Annotated in this window: 14 protein-coding genes; 8 read left to right on the top strand and 6 right to left on the bottom strand. The window is 58.1% G+C overall.

Annotated features, from left to right (window positions below):
- Window positions 1–97: 97 nt before the first annotated feature.
- Window positions 98–1,591, bottom strand: coding sequence for a glutamate--tRNA ligase (gltX, locus tag RAE07_RS10255; RefSeq protein WP_023021686.1), 1,494 nt, complete (start codon window positions 1,589–1,591; stop codon window positions 98–100).
- Window positions 1,592–1,823: 232 nt separating this feature from the next.
- Here gltX and RAE07_RS10250 point away from each other — a divergent pair, with 232 nt between their 5' ends.
- Genes RAE07_RS10250 through RAE07_RS10220 form a run of 7 tightly spaced genes read left to right on the top strand, consistent with a single transcriptional unit; the run spans window position 1,824 to window position 11,389 of the window.
- Window positions 1,824–4,265 carry a choice-of-anchor M domain-containing protein gene (locus RAE07_RS10250; RefSeq protein WP_301716148.1) on the top strand — a complete coding sequence of 814 codons (2,442 nt, stop codon included), beginning with the start codon at window positions 1,824–1,826 and terminating at the stop codon, window positions 4,263–4,265.
- Between the two features lie 36 nt (window positions 4,266–4,301).
- Window positions 4,302–5,903, top strand: coding sequence for a choice-of-anchor M domain-containing protein (locus RAE07_RS10245; protein WP_316328156.1), 1,602 nt, complete (start codon window positions 4,302–4,304; stop codon window positions 5,901–5,903).
- Complete coding sequence (locus RAE07_RS10240) at window positions 5,903–7,414, top strand: anchored repeat ABC transporter, substrate-binding protein (RefSeq protein ID WP_316328158.1); 1,512 nt, start codon at window positions 5,903–5,905, stop codon at window positions 7,412–7,414. Before RAE07_RS10245 ends, RAE07_RS10240 begins: the two co-directional genes overlap by 1 nt.
- A complete protein-coding gene (locus tag RAE07_RS10235) occupies window positions 7,407–8,285 on the top strand; it encodes a choice-of-anchor M domain-containing protein (RefSeq protein ID WP_316328160.1) in 879 nt (292 codons plus the stop codon). Before RAE07_RS10240 ends, RAE07_RS10235 begins: the two co-directional genes overlap by 8 nt.
- On the top strand, window positions 8,278–9,006 hold the full coding sequence (locus tag RAE07_RS10230) for an anchored repeat-type ABC transporter ATP-binding subunit (RefSeq protein WP_316328162.1): 729 nt from the start codon (window positions 8,278–8,280) through the stop codon (window positions 9,004–9,006). Before RAE07_RS10235 ends, RAE07_RS10230 begins: the two co-directional genes overlap by 8 nt.
- The gene (locus RAE07_RS10225; protein ID WP_316328164.1) at window positions 9,003–9,911 is read left to right on the top strand and encodes an anchored repeat-type ABC transporter permease subunit; all 909 of its coding nucleotides are present in this window, start codon (window positions 9,003–9,005) and stop codon (window positions 9,909–9,911) included. The genes RAE07_RS10230 and RAE07_RS10225 overlap by 4 nt, the downstream gene beginning before the upstream one ends.
- Complete coding sequence (locus RAE07_RS10220; RefSeq protein ID WP_317001788.1) at window positions 9,908–11,389, top strand: choice-of-anchor M domain-containing protein; 1,482 nt, start codon at window positions 9,908–9,910, stop codon at window positions 11,387–11,389. The genes RAE07_RS10225 and RAE07_RS10220 overlap by 4 nt, the downstream gene beginning before the upstream one ends.
- Window positions 11,390–11,474: 85 nt before the next feature.
- On the opposite strand, the gene RAE07_RS10215 is transcribed toward RAE07_RS10220, so the two are convergent.
- A complete protein-coding gene (locus tag RAE07_RS10215) occupies window positions 11,475–12,626 on the bottom strand; it encodes a CE1 family esterase (RefSeq protein ID WP_316328167.1) in 1,152 nt (383 codons plus the stop codon).
- 100 nt (window positions 12,627–12,726) lie between these two features.
- On the opposite strand from RAE07_RS10215, the gene RAE07_RS10210 reads away from it, so the two are divergent.
- Window positions 12,727–13,830 carry an isochorismate synthase gene (locus RAE07_RS10210; RefSeq protein ID WP_317001787.1) on the top strand — a complete coding sequence of 368 codons (1,104 nt, stop codon included), beginning with the start codon at window positions 12,727–12,729 and terminating at the stop codon, window positions 13,828–13,830.
- On the opposite strand, the gene RAE07_RS10205 is transcribed toward RAE07_RS10210, so the two are convergent.
- The 4 genes from RAE07_RS10205 to serA form a co-directional block, all read right to left on the bottom strand.
- The gene (locus RAE07_RS10205; RefSeq protein ID WP_375545471.1) at window positions 13,827–14,192 is read right to left on the bottom strand and encodes a class I SAM-dependent methyltransferase; all 366 of its coding nucleotides are present in this window, start codon (window positions 14,190–14,192) and stop codon (window positions 13,827–13,829) included. The genes RAE07_RS10210 and RAE07_RS10205 overlap by 4 nt on opposite strands.
- Window positions 14,193–14,393: 201 nt before the next feature.
- Window positions 14,394–15,203, bottom strand: a complete 810-nt coding sequence (locus tag RAE07_RS10200; RefSeq protein ID WP_049360951.1) for a fumarylacetoacetate hydrolase family protein — start codon at window positions 15,201–15,203, stop codon at window positions 14,394–14,396.
- Window positions 15,204–15,384: 181 nt separating this feature from the next.
- On the bottom strand, window positions 15,385–16,404 hold the full coding sequence (locus tag RAE07_RS10195; RefSeq protein ID WP_259824344.1) for a 3-isopropylmalate dehydrogenase: 1,020 nt from the start codon (window positions 16,402–16,404) through the stop codon (window positions 15,385–15,387).
- Between the two features lie 121 nt (window positions 16,405–16,525).
- Window positions 16,526–18,112, bottom strand: a complete 1,587-nt coding sequence (gene serA / locus RAE07_RS10190) for a phosphoglycerate dehydrogenase (protein WP_308767516.1) — start codon at window positions 18,110–18,112, stop codon at window positions 16,526–16,528.
- Between the last annotated feature and the right edge of the window lie 40 nt (window positions 18,113–18,152).

The raw sequence follows: 18,152 nt of genomic DNA, 5'->3' as shown, positions 1-18,152 counted from the left end.
GTGAATGACAGTGCTGTAGTTCAGCCGTCATCCACCGCGCTAACGCGAGAGGAGTTCTTAATTCCAGCGTTGACTGCAGCGCTTGCCGCAGCGTTACCTACTGCGCCGCCGGGACGTAGGGAGTCACCTCGCGTGCGGCACGCAGGCGGGCCAAGGTAGATTCCTTACCCAGCAGCTCCATGGACTCAAAGAGCGGTGGGGAAACCTGGGCACCAGAAATAGCTACGCGCAGCGCACCATAAGCCTTACGAGGCTTCAGCTCTAGGTCTTCAATAAGCGCCTGGGAAAGGGCCGCCTCGATATTCTCGGTCTTCCACTCGGCAACGCCTTCGAGGGTTTCAATACCTACCTCCAGAGGCTGCACGGCCTCTTCCTTGAGGTTCTTCTTCGCTGCCTTCTCATCGAGTTGAAGTTCCGCATCTGGGGTAACCAAGAAGCTCATGAGGCCATAAGCATCGGAAAGCGTCTTGATACGGGTCTGTACCAGATCTGCCGCGAAGGCAAATTTCTCGCCGTCATAGTCGGCCGGAAAGTCGGTGTATTCCGTCAGGTAGTTGCGCAGACGGAAGGCAAACTCTTCTGGTTCCAGCTGGCGGATATGGTCGGCATTGATAGCCTCGAGCTTCTTCTGATCAAAGCGGGCCGGATTCCCCAGCACATCGTGGACATCAAAGTTCTTCACCAAATCTTCCATGCTGAAAATATCCTGGTCTGCAGACAGCGACCACCCTAGCAGGGAGAGATAGTTAAGCATGCCCTCCGGGATAATGCCATTATCACGGTGGTTGAACAGGTTGGACTGCGGATCACGCTTAGAGAGCTTCTTATTACCCTCGCCCATCACGAACGGTAGGTGACCAAACTCTGGAGTGAACTCGGCAATGCCGATCTTCTGCAGGGCGTCGTAAAGCGCGAGCTGCCGCGGAGTAGAAGACAGCAGATCTTCACCGCGCAGCACATGGGTGATGCGCATTAGGGCATCATCCACCGGGTTAACCAGGGTGTAGAGCGGCGCACCGTTGGAACGAGCAACCACGTAATCCGGCTGGGTTTCAGACTTGAAGGTCATTTCCCCGCGGACCAAGTCAGTCCAGGTCCAGTCCTGATCCGGCATGCGTAGGCGCCACACCGGCTTGCGGCCTTCGGCCTCAAAAGCGTCGATCTGCTCCTGGGTGAGATCACGGTCAAAGTTGTCATAGCCCAACTTCGGGTCACGGCCAGCCGCCTTGTGGCGCTCCTCTACCTCTTGGGCGGTGGAATATGCCGGGTAGACAAAGCCACCTTCGATGAGCTTGTCTAGGACTTCCTTGTAGATGTCCATGCGCTGGGACTGACGGTAAGGCTCGTGCGGGCCACCAACATTGATGCCCTCATCCCAGCCCAGCCCGAGCCAGGTCAGGGAATCAATGATGGCCTGGTAGGACTCTTCAGAGTCACGGGCGGCATCGGTGTCCTCGATGCGAAATACCAGCTTTCCGCCGGTATGACGGGCGTAGGCCCAGTTGAATAGTGCGGTGCGCACCATGCCTACGTGCGGTGTGCCGGTTGGGGATGGACAGAATCTAACGCGTACTTCAGTCATGCCCACCATCGTAGTGGAGCCGCCGATTCCAGTCCGCACCAGCCCAGGCGCCCCTGAAACCTGCCCGGCGCGTAGCGGTTTGCAGTTTATTCCTACACGCAAATTGGGGTAATTGGAAACAGGTTTCACTACAAAACCACAGGTCAATGAAACTGACTTCCATTAGAGCTAACAGGTTATGGGAATCATTTTCTATAGTTTCTGGTGAACTTGTGAGAACTGTAGAAAGGCCTTCCCAACTGTGGCTTCCCCACGCACCCGTTTCCTTGCCACGCTGAGCACGTTGGCGCTAATCACTCCCGCCACGGCTGTCGCGGGCCCGGATGATGGCAAGCACATCGCTACCAATACCCACGTTGACTCCCCCAAGTCTTTCTGGGAGAACAACGATTTCGTCCTGAAATCCGAGTTTGGCGGTCAAGAGCCCCCGATAGCCGACACCGTTGCCTGGGTGGGCAAGGGCTACAGCGCCACGGATAACAGCAACCAGTATCTCTATACGCTTCCGGCAAACGGGACCCAAGACTACATTGGGGCACCTGGTACAACCTACTACACAGCGCCGCACCAAGTATCCGGCAATACTTCACCCATTTGGCTGGGCTTTGGCGCCGATACCTCCTTGCCCACGGACAAATTCCGTGACGGGGTCGCGTTCCTTGATTTGCTCAGCGTCGATGGCCCCGGCGAGGTAGAGCTTTTTACCAATAAAGATGATGAGGCCGGCACCCAGCTGCACCGCATGCTCGGTTCCTTCCCGGATTCGCCGCACTCTGCTTACCTTGTTGCCGGCACGCATACGCACAACTCCACGCTGTTTACCAAGCCCGGACGATACCGCCTGACCTACCGCACTAGTGCGCGCGGAAGGGACGGCCAGCTCATAGCCAATGAGCCACAGACCACCACCATCCAAGTGGGCGGGCAGAAACCCAAAGAAGAAAAGACGCCGAGCCTCAAGGAACGCTTCGCACAATCCGCAGCCGGTAACGCCGCTGCTGCAGGCTACAGCCTGCGCATGGCGCCGAAGTCCAATCCCGAAAAAGACGGTGATGACAAGCTCACCACCATCTCTTTCGATGCCAAGAACAAGGCGCAAGGCACCCTTACGCTGCTTATCGACGGCTACTTCCTCACCGACCTTCCCGTTAAGGATGGACATGCTCAGTGGGACGAATACATGGGCCCCGACCCTTCCCAGGTGCAGGCTGTATTTACCTCAGAGGGTGATGCCCCACGCTGGATATCCCAACCTCTTGACTTCCAACCCGGTAAATCCAGCCACACCGATTCTTCTGCCGCCGCTGATACGTGGCAGGAAACCTCCCAGCCGCGCCAGCTTGCCCCCACCCAGGAAACCGAGCTAAAGGAACTGGGCTACACCATCCGCATGCGCAAGCAGGGCGATGGCGGCACCAAGATCGTGGTGGATACCGAAGATAAAAACTTCAACGGCCTACTCACCGGCGGGCTCTATGACACCAAAGGGGCGAAATACCCCACCGTGGATCTGGAAACCCCTATTACTAATGGCCACGGCGAGGTCTCCTTTGATGAGGGCGAGTACTTCAAGGGCTATTTTGCCAAGGTTGACCTCTTCCCCCATTCCACTCTGAAGGCCGGACATGCCAGCAGCGTAATCACCGAGTCCTTTGCTTTCGGCGAAAATTATGAAGTCAATGGGAAGTTTTCTACTTCCACTGACGAACCGGAGACTACTCCCGGCGAGCAAGGTACTCCGTCTTCAGCGCCGCAGCCAGGCACCGAAAAACCGCAAACCGGCAATGCACAATGCAGCGACAAGTACCTATTAGACCGTGGGCATGTAGATATCAAGGCCCAGCCTGCCGAGGGAGGCTTTGCAACCGTTCTGCGCGATGACACGGCGCAGGTAGACAAGAAATCTGTTGACCGCAAACTCGATGACGTTGTACTCGGTGTACACGATAATGCTCTTACCCCACGCAATAAGAAGCTCGCGGGCAAGGAGTTTGATTTTCTAGGAAAGCCCGGTGAGCGTTTCTATCACCTGCCGCAAACCCAAGACCAAAACATCATTTGGCCAGGCTATAACACCCAGGATCTGGACTATTCCTTAACCAAGGACAATGCCGTCAACCTCAACTTGAAGCCCACCTCCACGCCGGACGGCGCCGAGTGGGGCGCATTCATCGATGGCACCCATGGTAAGGGCTTTTCGGTCCTCGCCAATTCTGCGGCTAAAGACTACACCATCGAAACCAACTTTCCGGCCCATACCCATACGCACTGGGCCTTTTCCAAGCCTGGCTTGTACACCTTTGAGGCCACCTATACGGCCACGGGCACAGACGGCAAGGAGCTAAAGTCCGCGCCCCAAACCCTCACCTTTGCCGTGGGCGATAAGACGTTGGATTCCTGTTCCTTCCGCGCGCCGGGCACCTCTGGGAGCGGAGAGCCCAGCGAAAGTCCAACGGATAGGCCTTCCGCGGAGCCTTCCCAGAAGCCTTCCACCCAACCATCCACCCCAGATACGCCGGACAAGCCAGCTCACCCCGGTAGGCCAGAAGAGCCGACAGGTTCCTCATTTAGCCCGTGGAGCCTGGTCCTCCCAGCGGTTCTCGTGGTGGTTTTCAAGGCCTTTTATAACTTCTTCCGCGATAACGAGGACCTCATCCGCAAACGCTTCGGTCTCAACTTCTAAGCCTCTTCTACCCCACCAACTAGACGGGAAACCACAATGCATCATTCACCCTCCTTTGCCCCTCGGCGCGTCCCGCTGCGGCGCCGATTCATTCACGTATTCGCCGCCGTCTTTGCCACAGCACTGGCCTTCTTCTCCCCCGCCGCAGCACTTGCCTTTGATGAGGTCTTCGACTCTGGCCACGTAGACGCCTTTTATGTCACGGCCCCAGATGGTCAGCTACACCTATCGATGAAGGAAGACATCACTGGATCGAGCGTTCCACGCTCCGGCGATGATGTGGTGCTCAAGGTTGTGGAGGACGCTTGGTCCGATGCCACCGAGGCCGTGCCGGAGATCGGCCAGCCCACCTATTTCCTGCCGCAGACCCAGGATCAACGCATCATTTGGCCGGGCTGGGATACCCAGCCTGCACGCGATGGCGGCTTTGACAACGTTGACCTAGAATTCGCCGAAGTTTCCGGCCCGGGTTCTGTTTATGTCTTTGAGACCAGCGGCTTTGGCGATGTGAAGACGGTGACCGATTCCGGCTCAATGGAGCTCACCAGCGGCGAGGTCATCAACCAGCCCAATCCTGCTCACCGGCACGTCAACTGGGCCTTTAGCGAGGCCGGCACGTACACCATGACGGTGCAAGCCCATTCCAACGGCGAATCCAGCAATGCTGTGACCTACACCTGGGAGGTGGGCGACGGCGGCGATGCATCCGCAGCCGATCGATCGGCTGATACCGGCGAGGTTAGCAATGACCAAGAAGCTACGAGCACTCCGCGTTCAGCAGACAAGGGCGGCGCTGCAGCCGCAGATAAATCCGGTGCAGCTACGGATAAAGAGTGCACCCCGGGTATGACGCCGCAAATCAAGGACGATACTGTCTCTCCTTCCCAGTGGCGCGATGCTGATGGCGCTACCTTTTATCTCTCCGATAAATCCAGCGTCGATCTGCCCCAAGAGGTAGGCCCAGTGCCAGCTGGTCAGGCGTGGATGATTGGTTCTACCCAGGTCGATGGCGTGCCGTGGCTCGGTGCTAATACCCAAAGTCCGACCATGCGCGAGAATATCCCTGGCGATGTCACCTGGGAGTTAGCAGGCTTCAAGGGCCCTGGCCCGATGATGGTCTACTCCCAGGGCGGACTGGGAAAGATTGTGGGCGATGAGTGGTTCCGAGGCAATGCCGATGCGGCGGAGGGCACCTATTCGATTGCCCCTAATACGCACGTGCACCCCAACTGGGTCTTTGGTGCGCAGGGCACCTATGACGTCACCATCCGCCAGGTGGCCAAGACCGGTGAGGGCAAGCAAGTCGCCGGCGAAGCGACACTTCACTTCGTGGTCGGCGGCGACAAGCCGGCGGAAGCCTTTGACAACGGGCACTTCGACCTAGGCGCTGCGGTAAATCCGGAGGGCGGAGACTGCGGATATGGTGCTGCGGCAGATGAGGCGTCGGCAAGCGCTGGTGGCTCTTCCACAAGTACCGGAACAAGCACTGGCCAGGCCGCTCAGGCCCCTAGCAAGGGCGGTTCTTTAGCCAATACGGGGACTCCCATTGTTCCCTTTGGCATCGGAGCACTGGGCTTGGGCATGCTTTTCCTCGGCCTGGGCATTGCCCGCCTAGCTGTAGCTAAGGCAGCGGACTAATGGCGCGTGCGCTTTCCCATAGACGCAGGCTTCGGACCATTGGCGCGCTGCTGGGCTCCTGCCTGCTGGCCACTGGTTGTGCGCCCTCGGCCGCGTTGGATGCTGGAGACGGAGAGAAATTCACCGTGGTGGCCACCACCCCGATCCTCGCGGATCTCGCGCGCAATATTGCGGGAGAAGATGCCCGCGTACAAAGCCTTATCCCCAGTGGAAAAGATCCGCATACCTTTGAGCCAACGCTGCGCACGGTACGCGATGTTGCCAATGCCGATTTGGCGCTGAGCAATGGCTACTTGCTGGAGCCGCAGTCTCTCATCGATACGCTGCACGAATCCACCGATGCCCCCGTGGTGGAAGTGGCCGATGCTGCCTCCACCCGCGGTGCCACTCTCGTGCCGCTGGTAGAAGATGTCTCGCTCGAGGCAATTTGGCTGGGCCTGCGTATCAGCGGCGCACAACAGCGCTCTTCTGGAGTGGATTTCCGCATGGTCTCTGCCGACGGACCAGGTAACGTCGCGGCCTATGTGGTCTCTACCTTCGGCACCCCGGAGGTCCTTTTTAACTCGGCCGATGGCATCGATGAAAAAGAAGACTCAGTGACCCTGCCGGCCAACGCTCACACGCATGTCTCTTGGGGATTTTCCCAGCCAGGGATCTATCACCTCGGGTTCCAAGCAGAGGGCACCGACGTCCAACACCTCACTGTGGCCGTGGGAGTAAACCCACCTAAAGGCATGCAAGTGATAGATTCCGGACACCTGGATATTGCAGGTGACCTAGCCAAGCACAGCATTGACTTGCGCGATCAGGACAAGCGTTTCGACCCTGCCACCACCGTGGTGTCCATCGCCTCTTCAGTGCTGCAGCCCATTCCGCCTGATCCTGCCTACCGCTTCCTGGGCAGGCCGGGCGCGGATACCTACCTATTGCCGCAGGCGGTCCTAGGTAAGCACATCCACGGCGAGGTGGACCCGCACCTATGGCACAACGTGGACAACGCCATCGCCTACGTCGATGTCATTGCCGAGGAAATGGCGCAAGCAGATCCTTCCCACGGGGCGTCCTACCGCCAACGGGCGGAGGCCTACACCCAGCGCTTGCGGAATACGGATACCTATGTTGACCGCGCCATTTCTTCTATCCCTAAAGAAAACCGGCACCTCGTGACGACCCACCACGGCTACGCCTATCTGGAGCAAGGATATGACATGTCGGTGGCCGGCTTCGTCACTCCCAATCCGGCCATCGAGCCTTCCCCACGCGAAGTCATTTCCTTGCGCCGCACGCTGGAGAACCTACATCTGCCAGCGGTGTTTGTAGAACCCGTGCAGCAGGCAAGCGCCGAGACATTGAAGCAGGCTGCCGCGGAGCAAGGCGTGGAGCTGTGCCCCATCTACGGCGACACGTTCGATGACACCGTCAGCTCCTACATCGAACTTATGAAATTTAACGCTGATTCCCTTCAGCGCTGCCTCACCCCCACCCCCACCGATGGAGATAAAAATGCTTAAATTCGCTACTCGTACCGCCACCCGCACCGCCGCCTGCGTCCTTACTGCAGGCCTGGCATTTTCTACCAGTCCTGCTTGGGCGGGCGACCTCGCCCAGGTAGTCGGTGCCGATGAACACGTTGCCCCACAAGGCCAGGAAAAGGTCATCGATACCGGTCACGTAGACGTTGGTGCCCTGCTTGATGGCACGGATTCTGAGCTTATGGCCCGCGATGATGCCGGCGATAAGCCAGTCTGGCGTCACCTGGATGACCTCGTGTTTTCCGTGGGCGATAAGGCACAACAAACCCTTCCCGATACAGATGACTTTGGCTTCGTTGGCGCTGAATCCGGCGATAAGGTCTGGGTAGTTCCCCAAACCGAACAAGTCGGTGTTCCCTGGCTGGGGTGGAATACCCAGGCGCCCTCACTTGTCGACGCCGCCGATCGTGGAGTCACCATGGAATTCCTCGGCCATTCCGGGCCAGGCGATTTCTCCCTCTTCCTGCAAAACGGCGGCTTCGAAGCGCCACAGCTCTTGTGGTCCACCGCGCAGAAGAGCGACGAGGACTTCTGGGTAGACCTCAATACCCACACCCACGCCAACTGGACGTTTACGGAGCCAGGCACCCATCAGGTAGGCATCAGGGTAAAGGGCAAGACCAAGGACGGTGCCGATTTCAACACCGATGGCGTACTCACCTTCGCCGTGGGCGATGATGCCGACGTCCAAGCGGCCCAGGACACCACCTGGAATCCAGACGATGCCCAGACCGCGGGCTCCTCTATTCCCACCTGGGTCTTTGTCCTCGCCGGTGTCGGCGCCGTAGTACTGCTACTGGCCCTGGGACTCGCCCTGCGTTCAGCCAAGCGGGGCGATAACCGTGGCTAAACCGCTTATTTCCGTTGCTGATCTCAACGTCTCGCTCTCGCACCGCAGCGTCATCACCGATGCCAACCTCACTGTCTGCCCGGGCGAATTCATCGGGCTCCTCGGGCCCAATGGTGCTGGTAAGACCACTCTCATGCGTGCGATTTTAGGGCTTATTCCTTCCTCCGGAACTCGCAGCATCTCCGGCACTGTGGGGTATGTTCCCCAGCGCCACGAGGTGGAATGGGGCTTTCCCATCAATGTCTATCGCACCGTTCTCAGCGGCCGCACCGGCCTTATCGGCTGGCTCAAGCGACCGCGCGCCACGGACCACGCCGCGGCGGCAGAGGCGCTTCGTTTGGTTCACATGGAAGAGTTTTCTACCCGCCCCATCGAAGAACTCTCCGGTGGTCAACGCCAGCGCGTGCTCATCGCCCGGGCACTCGTCACACAACCACACGTGCTGCTGCTCGATGAGCCCTTTACCGGGCTAGATGCGCCCAATACCGAATCACTCCTCGAGCTTTTTGAAGAGCTTTCCCACCGCGGCACCTCCATCATTATGTCCACTCATAACCTTTCTGAAGCCGCACATTCCTGCCACCGCCTCATTCTTTTTAACGGCACCGTGGTAGCCGATGATTCCGCTTCGCGCCTTCTTCGCCAGACGGATCCGTGGACGCACACCTTTGGCGTGCGTGCCGGTTCGCCTTTGCTTTCTGCCATTGGAGTCTCCGCATGATAGAAATTTCCTTCCTCGATTTCCTGCGCGACCTGGTTAATCCCCACCTTGACTTCCTCGCTCGCGCGGTAGGCATCTCCTTGCTGGCGGCCATCGTGTGCGGCGTCATCGGCTGCTATGTCGTGCTGCGCGGCATGGCCTTTATTGGCGATGCCGTCTCCCACGCGGTATTTCCTGGCCTAGCCATTGCCTTCGCCCTGCAAGCCTCGGTGCTCGTGGGTGGCGCAGTCGCCGGTGCGGTTGTGGCCTTGCTCATCGCCGCCTTTTCGCAGCGTCGCCACGTACGAGCGGATTCCATCATCGGTATCTTCTTCGCCGCGGCCTTCGCCTTGGGCATGGTGATCATCTCGCGCACCGATGGCTATAGTGCCTCGTTGACAAGCTTCCTCTTCGGCTCACTCACCGGCGTATCCCGCACCGATATCATCATCGCGGCCTGCGTATGTTCCGTGGTTATCGCCATCGTTATAGCCTTTGGCCCCCAGCTCAACGCCACGTGCTTGGACCGGGAAACCGCTCGCGCGATGGGCTTGCCCGTCTTTGTGCTGGATATCATTTTGTACCTGTGCGTCACGGCCGCAGTGGTCATTTCCGTAAGCACGATCGGCAATATCTTGGTCCTCGCACTGCTTATCACTCCGGCCGCGACGGCACGCCTACTTAGCGCAAACCTCACGACCATGATGTGGCTATCCGCCCTCATTGGCGCGCTATCTAGCTTCCTCGGTATCTACCTAGCATGGGCCATTGACCTGCCAGCCGGCGCCACCATCGTGCTCACCCTTACCGTAATTTTCTTGGGCGTTTGGGCCATCCACCCACTGCTCGGCCCCCGCAAGCACGCAGGTGCCTCGCTTTCCGACGCCCCACACCCCACCCCACGAAAGGAATCCGTCTCCTCATGAAACCTGTCTGCCGCACCGCGGTGGCCCTTGGCGCCGCCGGACTTATTAGCCTCGGCGCCCTTCCGGGAGCGGGAGTAGAACCCTTCGAGCCCGCCACCGCATATGCCGAAGAATCCACCGAGGAATGCTCTTCCAGCGACTTCGACCTCATCACCAAGGGCCACCAGGACATGGCGCTCAGCGGCGATTCCGGTGATCTCAGCTTCACGGTGAAAGATGATGACAAGGGCGTCGAGCATGACTCTGAGTCCTTCGCCATTGAGGTATCTGATGACCTTAAACAACCGCTATCAGAGCTCGGTGATTCTTCCCTGCCCGATGAAGGTTGGATTCTGCCGCAAACGCAAGACCCCGATGCTCCTTGGCTAGGTTTTAATACCCAAGAGTTGTCTCAGGATCTCCTCGCCACTGGAGATACCGCTACCTTGAGCATGGCTATCGCACAGGGCCCCGAAGATGGCCGCATCCTGGCCTACCAGGTGAATCTTGGTGACCCCAAGGTGCTTATGGACACTGCCGATGGCTCTGCCTGGGACTACCCCGGCAACTCCCATTCCCACCCGGCCTTTGCCTTTACCGAGCCGGGTACTTACGCGGTGAGCTTTACCTTCGAGCTTCCCGACGGCTCCCGCCATCACCTCCATGCTGGCTTCCTCGTCGGCGAGCAGGCAGATGCGAAAGATCTATGCGGCGTGGACTATACCGATGCGGACGCTGCTACCGGCAACGGTGGCGACTCAAATAGCCGCCCCAAGCAACTGGAAAAAGACGTCAAAGACGTAGACAAAGCCATCGCCGGGCTAGACAAAGAACTCGACAATACCCTGCAGGAGGGCCAGAAATTCCTAGAAGGTGGCAAGCCACAAGAAGACAAGAAGGGTTCTGACGAGGACAGCGCGGGCAAGCGCCAGCAGCCCTCCCGCACCAAGGAAAAAGACGCTGGGAAGGATGGAGCGCCACATAAGACGCCGTCCACCGGTTCGGCTCACGCCTCTGGTACTACGCGAAAGTCTGGTGCTGGTTCTGGGGCTACGACCCACCATTCGGCTAGCCGTGTCAATGATTCTGCCTCCACTGCGAAATCCGGAAAAAGCGGAGGCGCTGGCACGGGCTCGCACCGTTCTGCTTCCACCAGCGGTTCTTCCCACTCGACGGCCAAAAAGTCCACCGGCTCTCGGGACGCAAAGTCCGCAAAGCGTACCAAGGGCAAGGCCGCAGGCACCGCTGGTGCAGAGAGGGTGCCGGATGCCGGCGCTGCGGAAGGCAAAAACACTGGAAATGTACTGACTAATGCCGCTGCGTATACCGCCACCCTGGCTAAAAGCAGCTTCTGGGCGGGCCTTTTAGCCGGACTAGGCGCATTCGCTCTGGTGCTCGGAATCGGCCTGTTGGTCTATGTCCAGTTCTTCCGCAAGAAGAAGGCCCCAGCCCAGCAGCCGGCCGATAATGCCACGGCTCACTTGCCGCGCGTCGACTAGCGCAGTGCTGATTATCGGCCAACAATAGAACGAGGCCCAGAGGATCTCTCCTCTGGGCCTCATCCGTGGCTAAGCGCCGCTGTTTTTATACCCTGGTCTTGGACGAGAGGAAGTCCCAGACCACCTTTGGAGTATCTGGCTGCCAGAACCAGGTGTGGTCTTCTGGAACCTTGACCAGCTGTACGTCCTTTTGGCAACCGTTGAAGTTCAGGCGTTCGGAACCGCCAGCCTCTGGAGTCGCCTGGAAGGTCATATCGCATCGATTGCGTTTCAGGTAGCCGCCAAGCACGGTGCGCACCGGCAAGTAGCCAGCCTCGTGCCGGTCACCGCCTTCATAGGTCATCATCTTGTCATTGACGCCATGCATGATGAGGGTACTCATCGGCGCATCGGCACAGTTGACCTCGACCGGGTTATAAAAAGCACCCGAGACCATGGCTACAGCGGCGAAGGTATCTTGGGCGTGGCAGCCCAGCACTGAGGTAAAGCCGCCGCCATTGGACATACCCATGGCGTACACGCGGTTGCGGTCAACGTGGTAGTCCTTGTCCACAGAGTCAAGAATGCGTTTGATGAAGCGGATGTCCTCACCATCGCGCGTCTTGGCATAAGGTGCTGCCTCCCAAGCACGCTCAAAACCCTCCGGGTAGACGATGATTGCCTCGTTATTGGCTTCAGTGGTCTGCATGCGTGCGTAGCTGGAATAGTTTTCCGGGGAATCTCCCCATCCACCGAAGCCGAAAAGTACAGGCGCAGCCTTTTCCGGCGAATAGTTATTGGGAATGCGCAATAGATACCTGCGGGTCTTTCCCTCGTGCTCCATAGTGAGCGACTGTATGGAGCCCGGCTTAAATGGCGGGTTGGGGTTGATGCTGGCATCTACCATCGCTGGCCGCGGCGCCGGCTCCGGAAGCGATGATCCCTCTGGAGCAGGTGCCGGGTTGTCTTGGTCAGCACCTTTATCTGCTGGTGCCGGGGTGGATTCTTTCACGCCTTCTGGAACGAGGTGGGATCCATCTGGCTGCGGGATAACCGGCTTCGCGTTTTCGGGTGCCGGCCCCGGTGCCGGTGCTGGTGCCGGTGCTGGCTGTGGTGCGTTTGCTGGGGCCGGCGCAGGTGCAGGTGCAGGCGCTTCTTGCGCGTGGGCAGGAGACACGCTCAGCAGCGCCCCGCAAGCCAGCACACCAACAACAATCAGGTAAAGGAAATAGCGAAGAAAATTAGTAACATTAGCCACAAGGTTAAAACTAACCACATTTTTCACTAGAGACACTGTTTACACGCCCAGTGCACACTCAATTCTGTAAGAAAAGCCCAAGGCATTAAGCTATATTTTCATGCACGAAGACAGACCAAGCACCGCCCCCGATTTTTTGCTCTCACGGGCAACGGGGTCTGTCCGTACCCAAGGGGCGCGCCACACTTTTAATGACGTCGATGCGGCAATTTCCGCTCTCCGCAGCAAGGATGTAGAGATGGTCGTCGGTGCGATCCCCTTCGATTCGGACACCCCCGCGGCACTAACCGTACCGGAGGCCATCATCCGCGAAGAGGGCCCGCTGGAACCGCACGCGTATTATCGCAACCAGAGTTTAAGCTCCCGCGTAGTTGGCTTCGATCCAGAGCCTGAGGAACACCTTCGCCGCGTGGAGGCAGCCATCGGCACGATTGAAACCTCCAAACTAGAAAAGGTAGTTCTAGCCCGCGCGGTAGACATCGAATTCTCTGAAGCCATCGATCCGCGCCTCGTGGCGGCGCGCCTTATCGATCTCTCCGCCAACCGTGACGGGTTCATTGCTGATCTCTCTCCCGCTGGAAGGCCGGGCGCGATGCTTGTCGGCTCCTCCCCGGAGGTTCTAGTCAAGCGTCAAGGCTCGACTGTGTCAGCCTTTCCCTTGGCGGGATCGTCTCCGCGCCGCGCCTTGGCGGCCGAGGATCACCTCGCAGGACAGGACCTCTTGCATTCTTCCAAGGATCTCCACGAACACGCTTTTGTGGTCGACCACCTGCGCCGGGCACTCACCCCATTGTGCGAGCGACTAGATATTCCGGACGTCCCACAACTGATAAGCACAAATGAAATGTGGCACCTTGGCACGCCGATTTCCGGAACGCTCAAGGATAAAGACTTGACTGCGCTCGAGCTTGCCCTAGCGGTCCATCCCACACCGGCTATCTGTGGCACCCCGGCCGAAGCCGCCCAAGCCCTTATTGAGACTGCGGAGACTGACCGTGGTTTCTATGCCGGCGCGGTCGGCTGGTGCGATAGTTCAGGTGACGGCGAATATATGGTAGCCATTCGCTGCGCAGAGGTTGCCGGCGATGGACTCTCCGCACGCGCTTGGGCTGGTGGAGGCATCGTCGGCGATTCTGATGCCCAAGCGGAGTTGGAAGAAACCACCGCTAAGCTGCGCACCATTTTGAAGGCGCTAAGCCTCTAGCCCACGCGCTTGGCGACGAGCACGACGTCGGTGCGGTGGTGCGCACCTGCACCTTCAGCCAAGTGGCGCTCCCGGCGGGCTAGGGTGACAGTTTCCAATTCGCGCAGGTTGTGCGCCAACCATTCCGGCTTCGCCAGTTCTGTGGACTCCATATCGTGGTGAACAAAAAGCAGTGTTCCCCCTGGAGCTACCAAGTGCTCAAGCTTTTCGACCTCTTCCGACGTTGCGCGTATCCCACCGTAGTGGACGCTTACCAAGTCAAAGGGCTCATGGCTAAAGCCACTAAACATAGCAACCTGTGCGGCAACGCCGAGGGCGCGAGTGCGGGCTACGGCCGTCGGGGCGAAGTCAATGCCCAACACATCCTAGCCGTGGTTTTAAGCCAGAGCGCGTCCGCGCCTTCTCCGCAGCCAATGTCCAGGGCAGAGCCAGGCGCAAGCTCCGCAGCATAATCGACAAGGGTGGAGTTCGGTTTTCCCGACCATACTTGATCAGTGCTGCGGTACCGCTCCTCCATTTCCGCGGGAGTGGGAACGTAGGGGCGATGCTCGCTCTGGTGGGAGTTATGCACGGTCGATGGAATTGCGTAGGGTTCCCAGGCCTGGGATCTCGATTTCGATGGTATCCCCCGGCACCATCGGAGCGGTGCCCGCCGGTGAACCAGTAGTAATGACATCGCCGGGAAGCAAGGTATAGGCGGCGGAAATCTCTTCTAAGATGCCGCCCATCTTCACAATCATCTGGTCCGTATTGGAATCCTGCTTTTGCTCACGAGAGCCCTCATGTGTCAGGTAGGCATTAATCTTCTGGTCATCCAGATTCAAGCTGTCCAGATCCGTCTCAATCCATGGGCCGAGCGGGCAGAAAGTGTCGATCCCCTTGGCACGAGCCCATTGTCCGTCCTTGAACTGCAGGTCACGGGAGGAAACATCATTGCAAATGGTGTAGCCCAGTACGTGGTCTTGCCAGTTCTCGGCCTTGATATTCTTCGACGGTTTGGAAATGACTACGGCAAGCTCGCCCTCAAACTCTACATTGGTGGCATAGTCTGGGATCTTGATCGCGGCATCCGGGCCGATGACCGCGGTGGACGGCTTAATGAAGATGGTGGGCGGCAAGCTATCGGCAGACTTCTTGAAGACTTCCGCAACGTGGTCCGCATAGTTGCGGCCCAGCGCCACAACCTTGGTAGGCAGGGTCGGCGCCAAGAGGCGAACCTCGTTAAGCTTCCACTCGCGCCCGGTTGGCTCCGGCGGAGTGAAAGGCGTGCCAGCAATTTCTTTTGCTACTAGCTCTTGCATCGGGGCGTCTTTCGGCCCATCGATAATGGCGAAACAGATTCCTTCTGGGTGTGCAATTCGTCCTAAACGCATAGCGGTAATCCTACTCAATCGCTCCCTTTACATGTGTGCAAAGGTTACGGTGTTAATTAGTTAATTTGAGTAAATTGCGGTGTTCTTTCAAACGCCATTGCAAGCCCCTGGAAGAGGGGATGAAAGCAACCGTTCGGATCCGGGGGCGTCGGCAAGCGCATCGTGCAGGGCAGGTTTGCTCCTATGTAGCTAGGGCGCGCGAAATTCGGTCGCCGACTTCAGTGGTATTCACCGGCCCATCGCCGCGTTGGGCAACGTCTTGCGCCACCGCATCCTCTATCCGTTGCGCATTGGCTTCATCGCCTACGTGTCTAAGGAGCATGGCCGCCGACAAAATAGCAGCCGTCGGATCCGCAATCCCCTTCCCAGCGATATCCGGCGCAGAACCATGGACCGGCTCGAACATCGAGGGATTCGCTCCTGAAGCATCAATATTTCCGGAGGCAGCAAGGCCAATGCCACCCACTACGGCACCGGCAAGATCGGTAAGAATGTCTCCAAAAAGGTTATCGGTGACTATTACGTCATATCGCGCCGGATCCGTAACCATATAAATGGTCGCAGCATCAATATGTTGGTAATCCACCTGAACCTCTGGAAACTCAGCGGCGATGTCATCGACAGTGCGCTGCCACAGCCCACCCGCATTGACCAATACATTGGTTTTGTGCACCAAGGTCAGGTGCTTGCGGCGCTGCTCAGCCCGCGCAAAGGCATCGCGCACTACGCGCTCCACGCCAAAGCGGGTGTTTTGTGATACCTCACTGGCCACCTCATGCTCAGTGCCCTCGCGCAAGGTACCACCGTTTCCGCAGTACAGCCCCTCGGTGCCCTCGCGCACCACCACAAAATCAATGTCTCCAGGATCGGCCAACGGCGAAGAAGCAGTGGGATACAGCTTGGAAGGACGGAGGTTTACGTAATGATCCAGCGCAAATCGCATCTTGAGCAATAGCCCTCGCTCCAATACGCCTGAAGGCACTTTACCCGGGGCACCAATAGCCCCCAATAAGATGGCATCGTGTTCGCAGAGACTAGCTAAATCCGCATCCGTGAGAAGCTCCCCGTTGCGTAGGTAGCGCCGGGCACCAAGGTCATACTCGGTGGTGTCAATATCGGAGCGAACGGCATGCAGCACCTTGAGAGCCTCAGCCGTTACCTCGGGCCCAATACCATCCCCACCAATTACCGCAAGTTTCATTACGTAGGACTCCTTTCTCACAGAGTGGATTTTTACCAACCTTACCAAAAAGGACCCGCGCAGCGCAGGAAGTTACCTGACACTACGCGGGATATGCTCCACGGATTCTGCACCAGCAGCTTTATGCGTCCATATCTAACTGTTCGCACTCTGCACCCAATGCCGCATTAATCTCAGCAATGACCGACTCCGGCACCTCGGTATCCACGCGCAAAATAAGAACAGCGTCAGACTCTTGCTTAGCGTGAGTAAGCGCCGCCGCCACGATATTAATTCCAGCAGCTCCCAGCTTGGTGCCCACGGTTCCCAGCGCGCCCGGAGCATCCGCATAACGGAAGAAGAGATTGCGGCCAGTAGCGCGCATATCGACGCCACGACCGTCAATACGAATAAACTTTTCGGTTCCATCGATGCCGATAAGCGCACCTGTAAGCGAGGAAGTTTCTCCATCAGCACCGATAACCTTCACCTGCAAGGAGGAGCGGTGCCCCTTGGATTCCGCGTTGGTAGATACCTCCACCTCTACCCCACGGCTCTGCGCAATCTGCATGGCATTGACAAATGTCACCGGCTCCGATGTCACGCCGCTAAACAGACCCCGCACGGCAGATAGACCTAGTACTTCTACGTCTTCGGTGGACAACTCGCCGCAGACTTCTACCTCCACAGCAACGGGTGCCTGCCCCAGCAGGCGTCCAGCCGTAAGTCCTAGCTTGCGCGCGAGATCCAGCCAGCCAGCAACTTCTTCTCCTACAGCACCACCGGAGACATTTACCGCATCCGGGACAAACTCACCAGCGAGAGCCTTGAGCACCGAAGCCGCCACATCGGTTCCTGCTCGGTCCTGGGCCTCTACAGTGGAGGCTCCCAAGTGTGGGGAAACGGTGACCTGCGGCAGCTTAAAGAGCGGAGAATCAGTGCATGGTTCCGTAGCAAAAACATCGAATCCCGCACCTCGGTGATGCCCCTGTTCGATAGACTCGGCCAAGGCCTCCTCATCCACCAATCCGCCGCGAGCCGCATTAATGAGAATCTGCCCCTTCTTCGCCTTAGCCAAAAGCTCCTTATCAAACATTCCGGCAGTCTCTGGGGTCTTCGGAAGGTGAATGGTCACAAAATCGGAACGAGACATGAGCTCTTCCAATTCGACCAGTTCCACGCCCAGTGCCGCCGCACGAGCCGGGTTGGCATAGGGGTCGTGGGCAATGATGGTCGTTTCAAAAGACTTCAGACGCTGTGCGAAGAGCTGACCAATGTGTCCAAAACCAACAATACCGATGGTCTTTCCATATACCTCCACGCCCTTGAAAGAAGAACGCTTCCATTCCCCCTCGCGCAGCGACTGGTCGGCTGCTGGTACCTGGCGCGCCGTCGCCAAGAGCAATGCAATGGCCTGTTCGCACGCCGAGTGAATATTAGACGTAGGTGCATTTGCCACCATGACGCCCTTTTCCGTTGCCGCCGGAATATCAACGTTATCTAGGCCTACTCCTGCGCGGCCCACAATTTTTAGCTTTGGAGCTGCTTCTAAAACCTCTGCATCAACAGTAGTTGCAGAACGCACCAGCAAAGCCTCTGCATCCGGAACTGCGGCGAGCAACTCCGCACGGTTTGGACCGTCCACCCAACGAACCTCAACTGAATCCCCCAAGGCCGTAACTGTGGATTGAGCTAATTTATCGGCAATAAGGACTACCGGCTTCGACATATCTTCCTTCGCTTAAGTGTGATGCGGTGCACGCGGAATT

Origin of the sequence: Corynebacterium nasorum (assembly GCF_032821635.1) — a bacterium.
Taxonomy (GTDB): domain Bacteria; phylum Actinomycetota; class Actinomycetes; order Mycobacteriales; family Mycobacteriaceae; genus Corynebacterium; species Corynebacterium kefirresidentii.
This window is presented reverse-complemented; position numbering and strand designations above follow the sequence as displayed.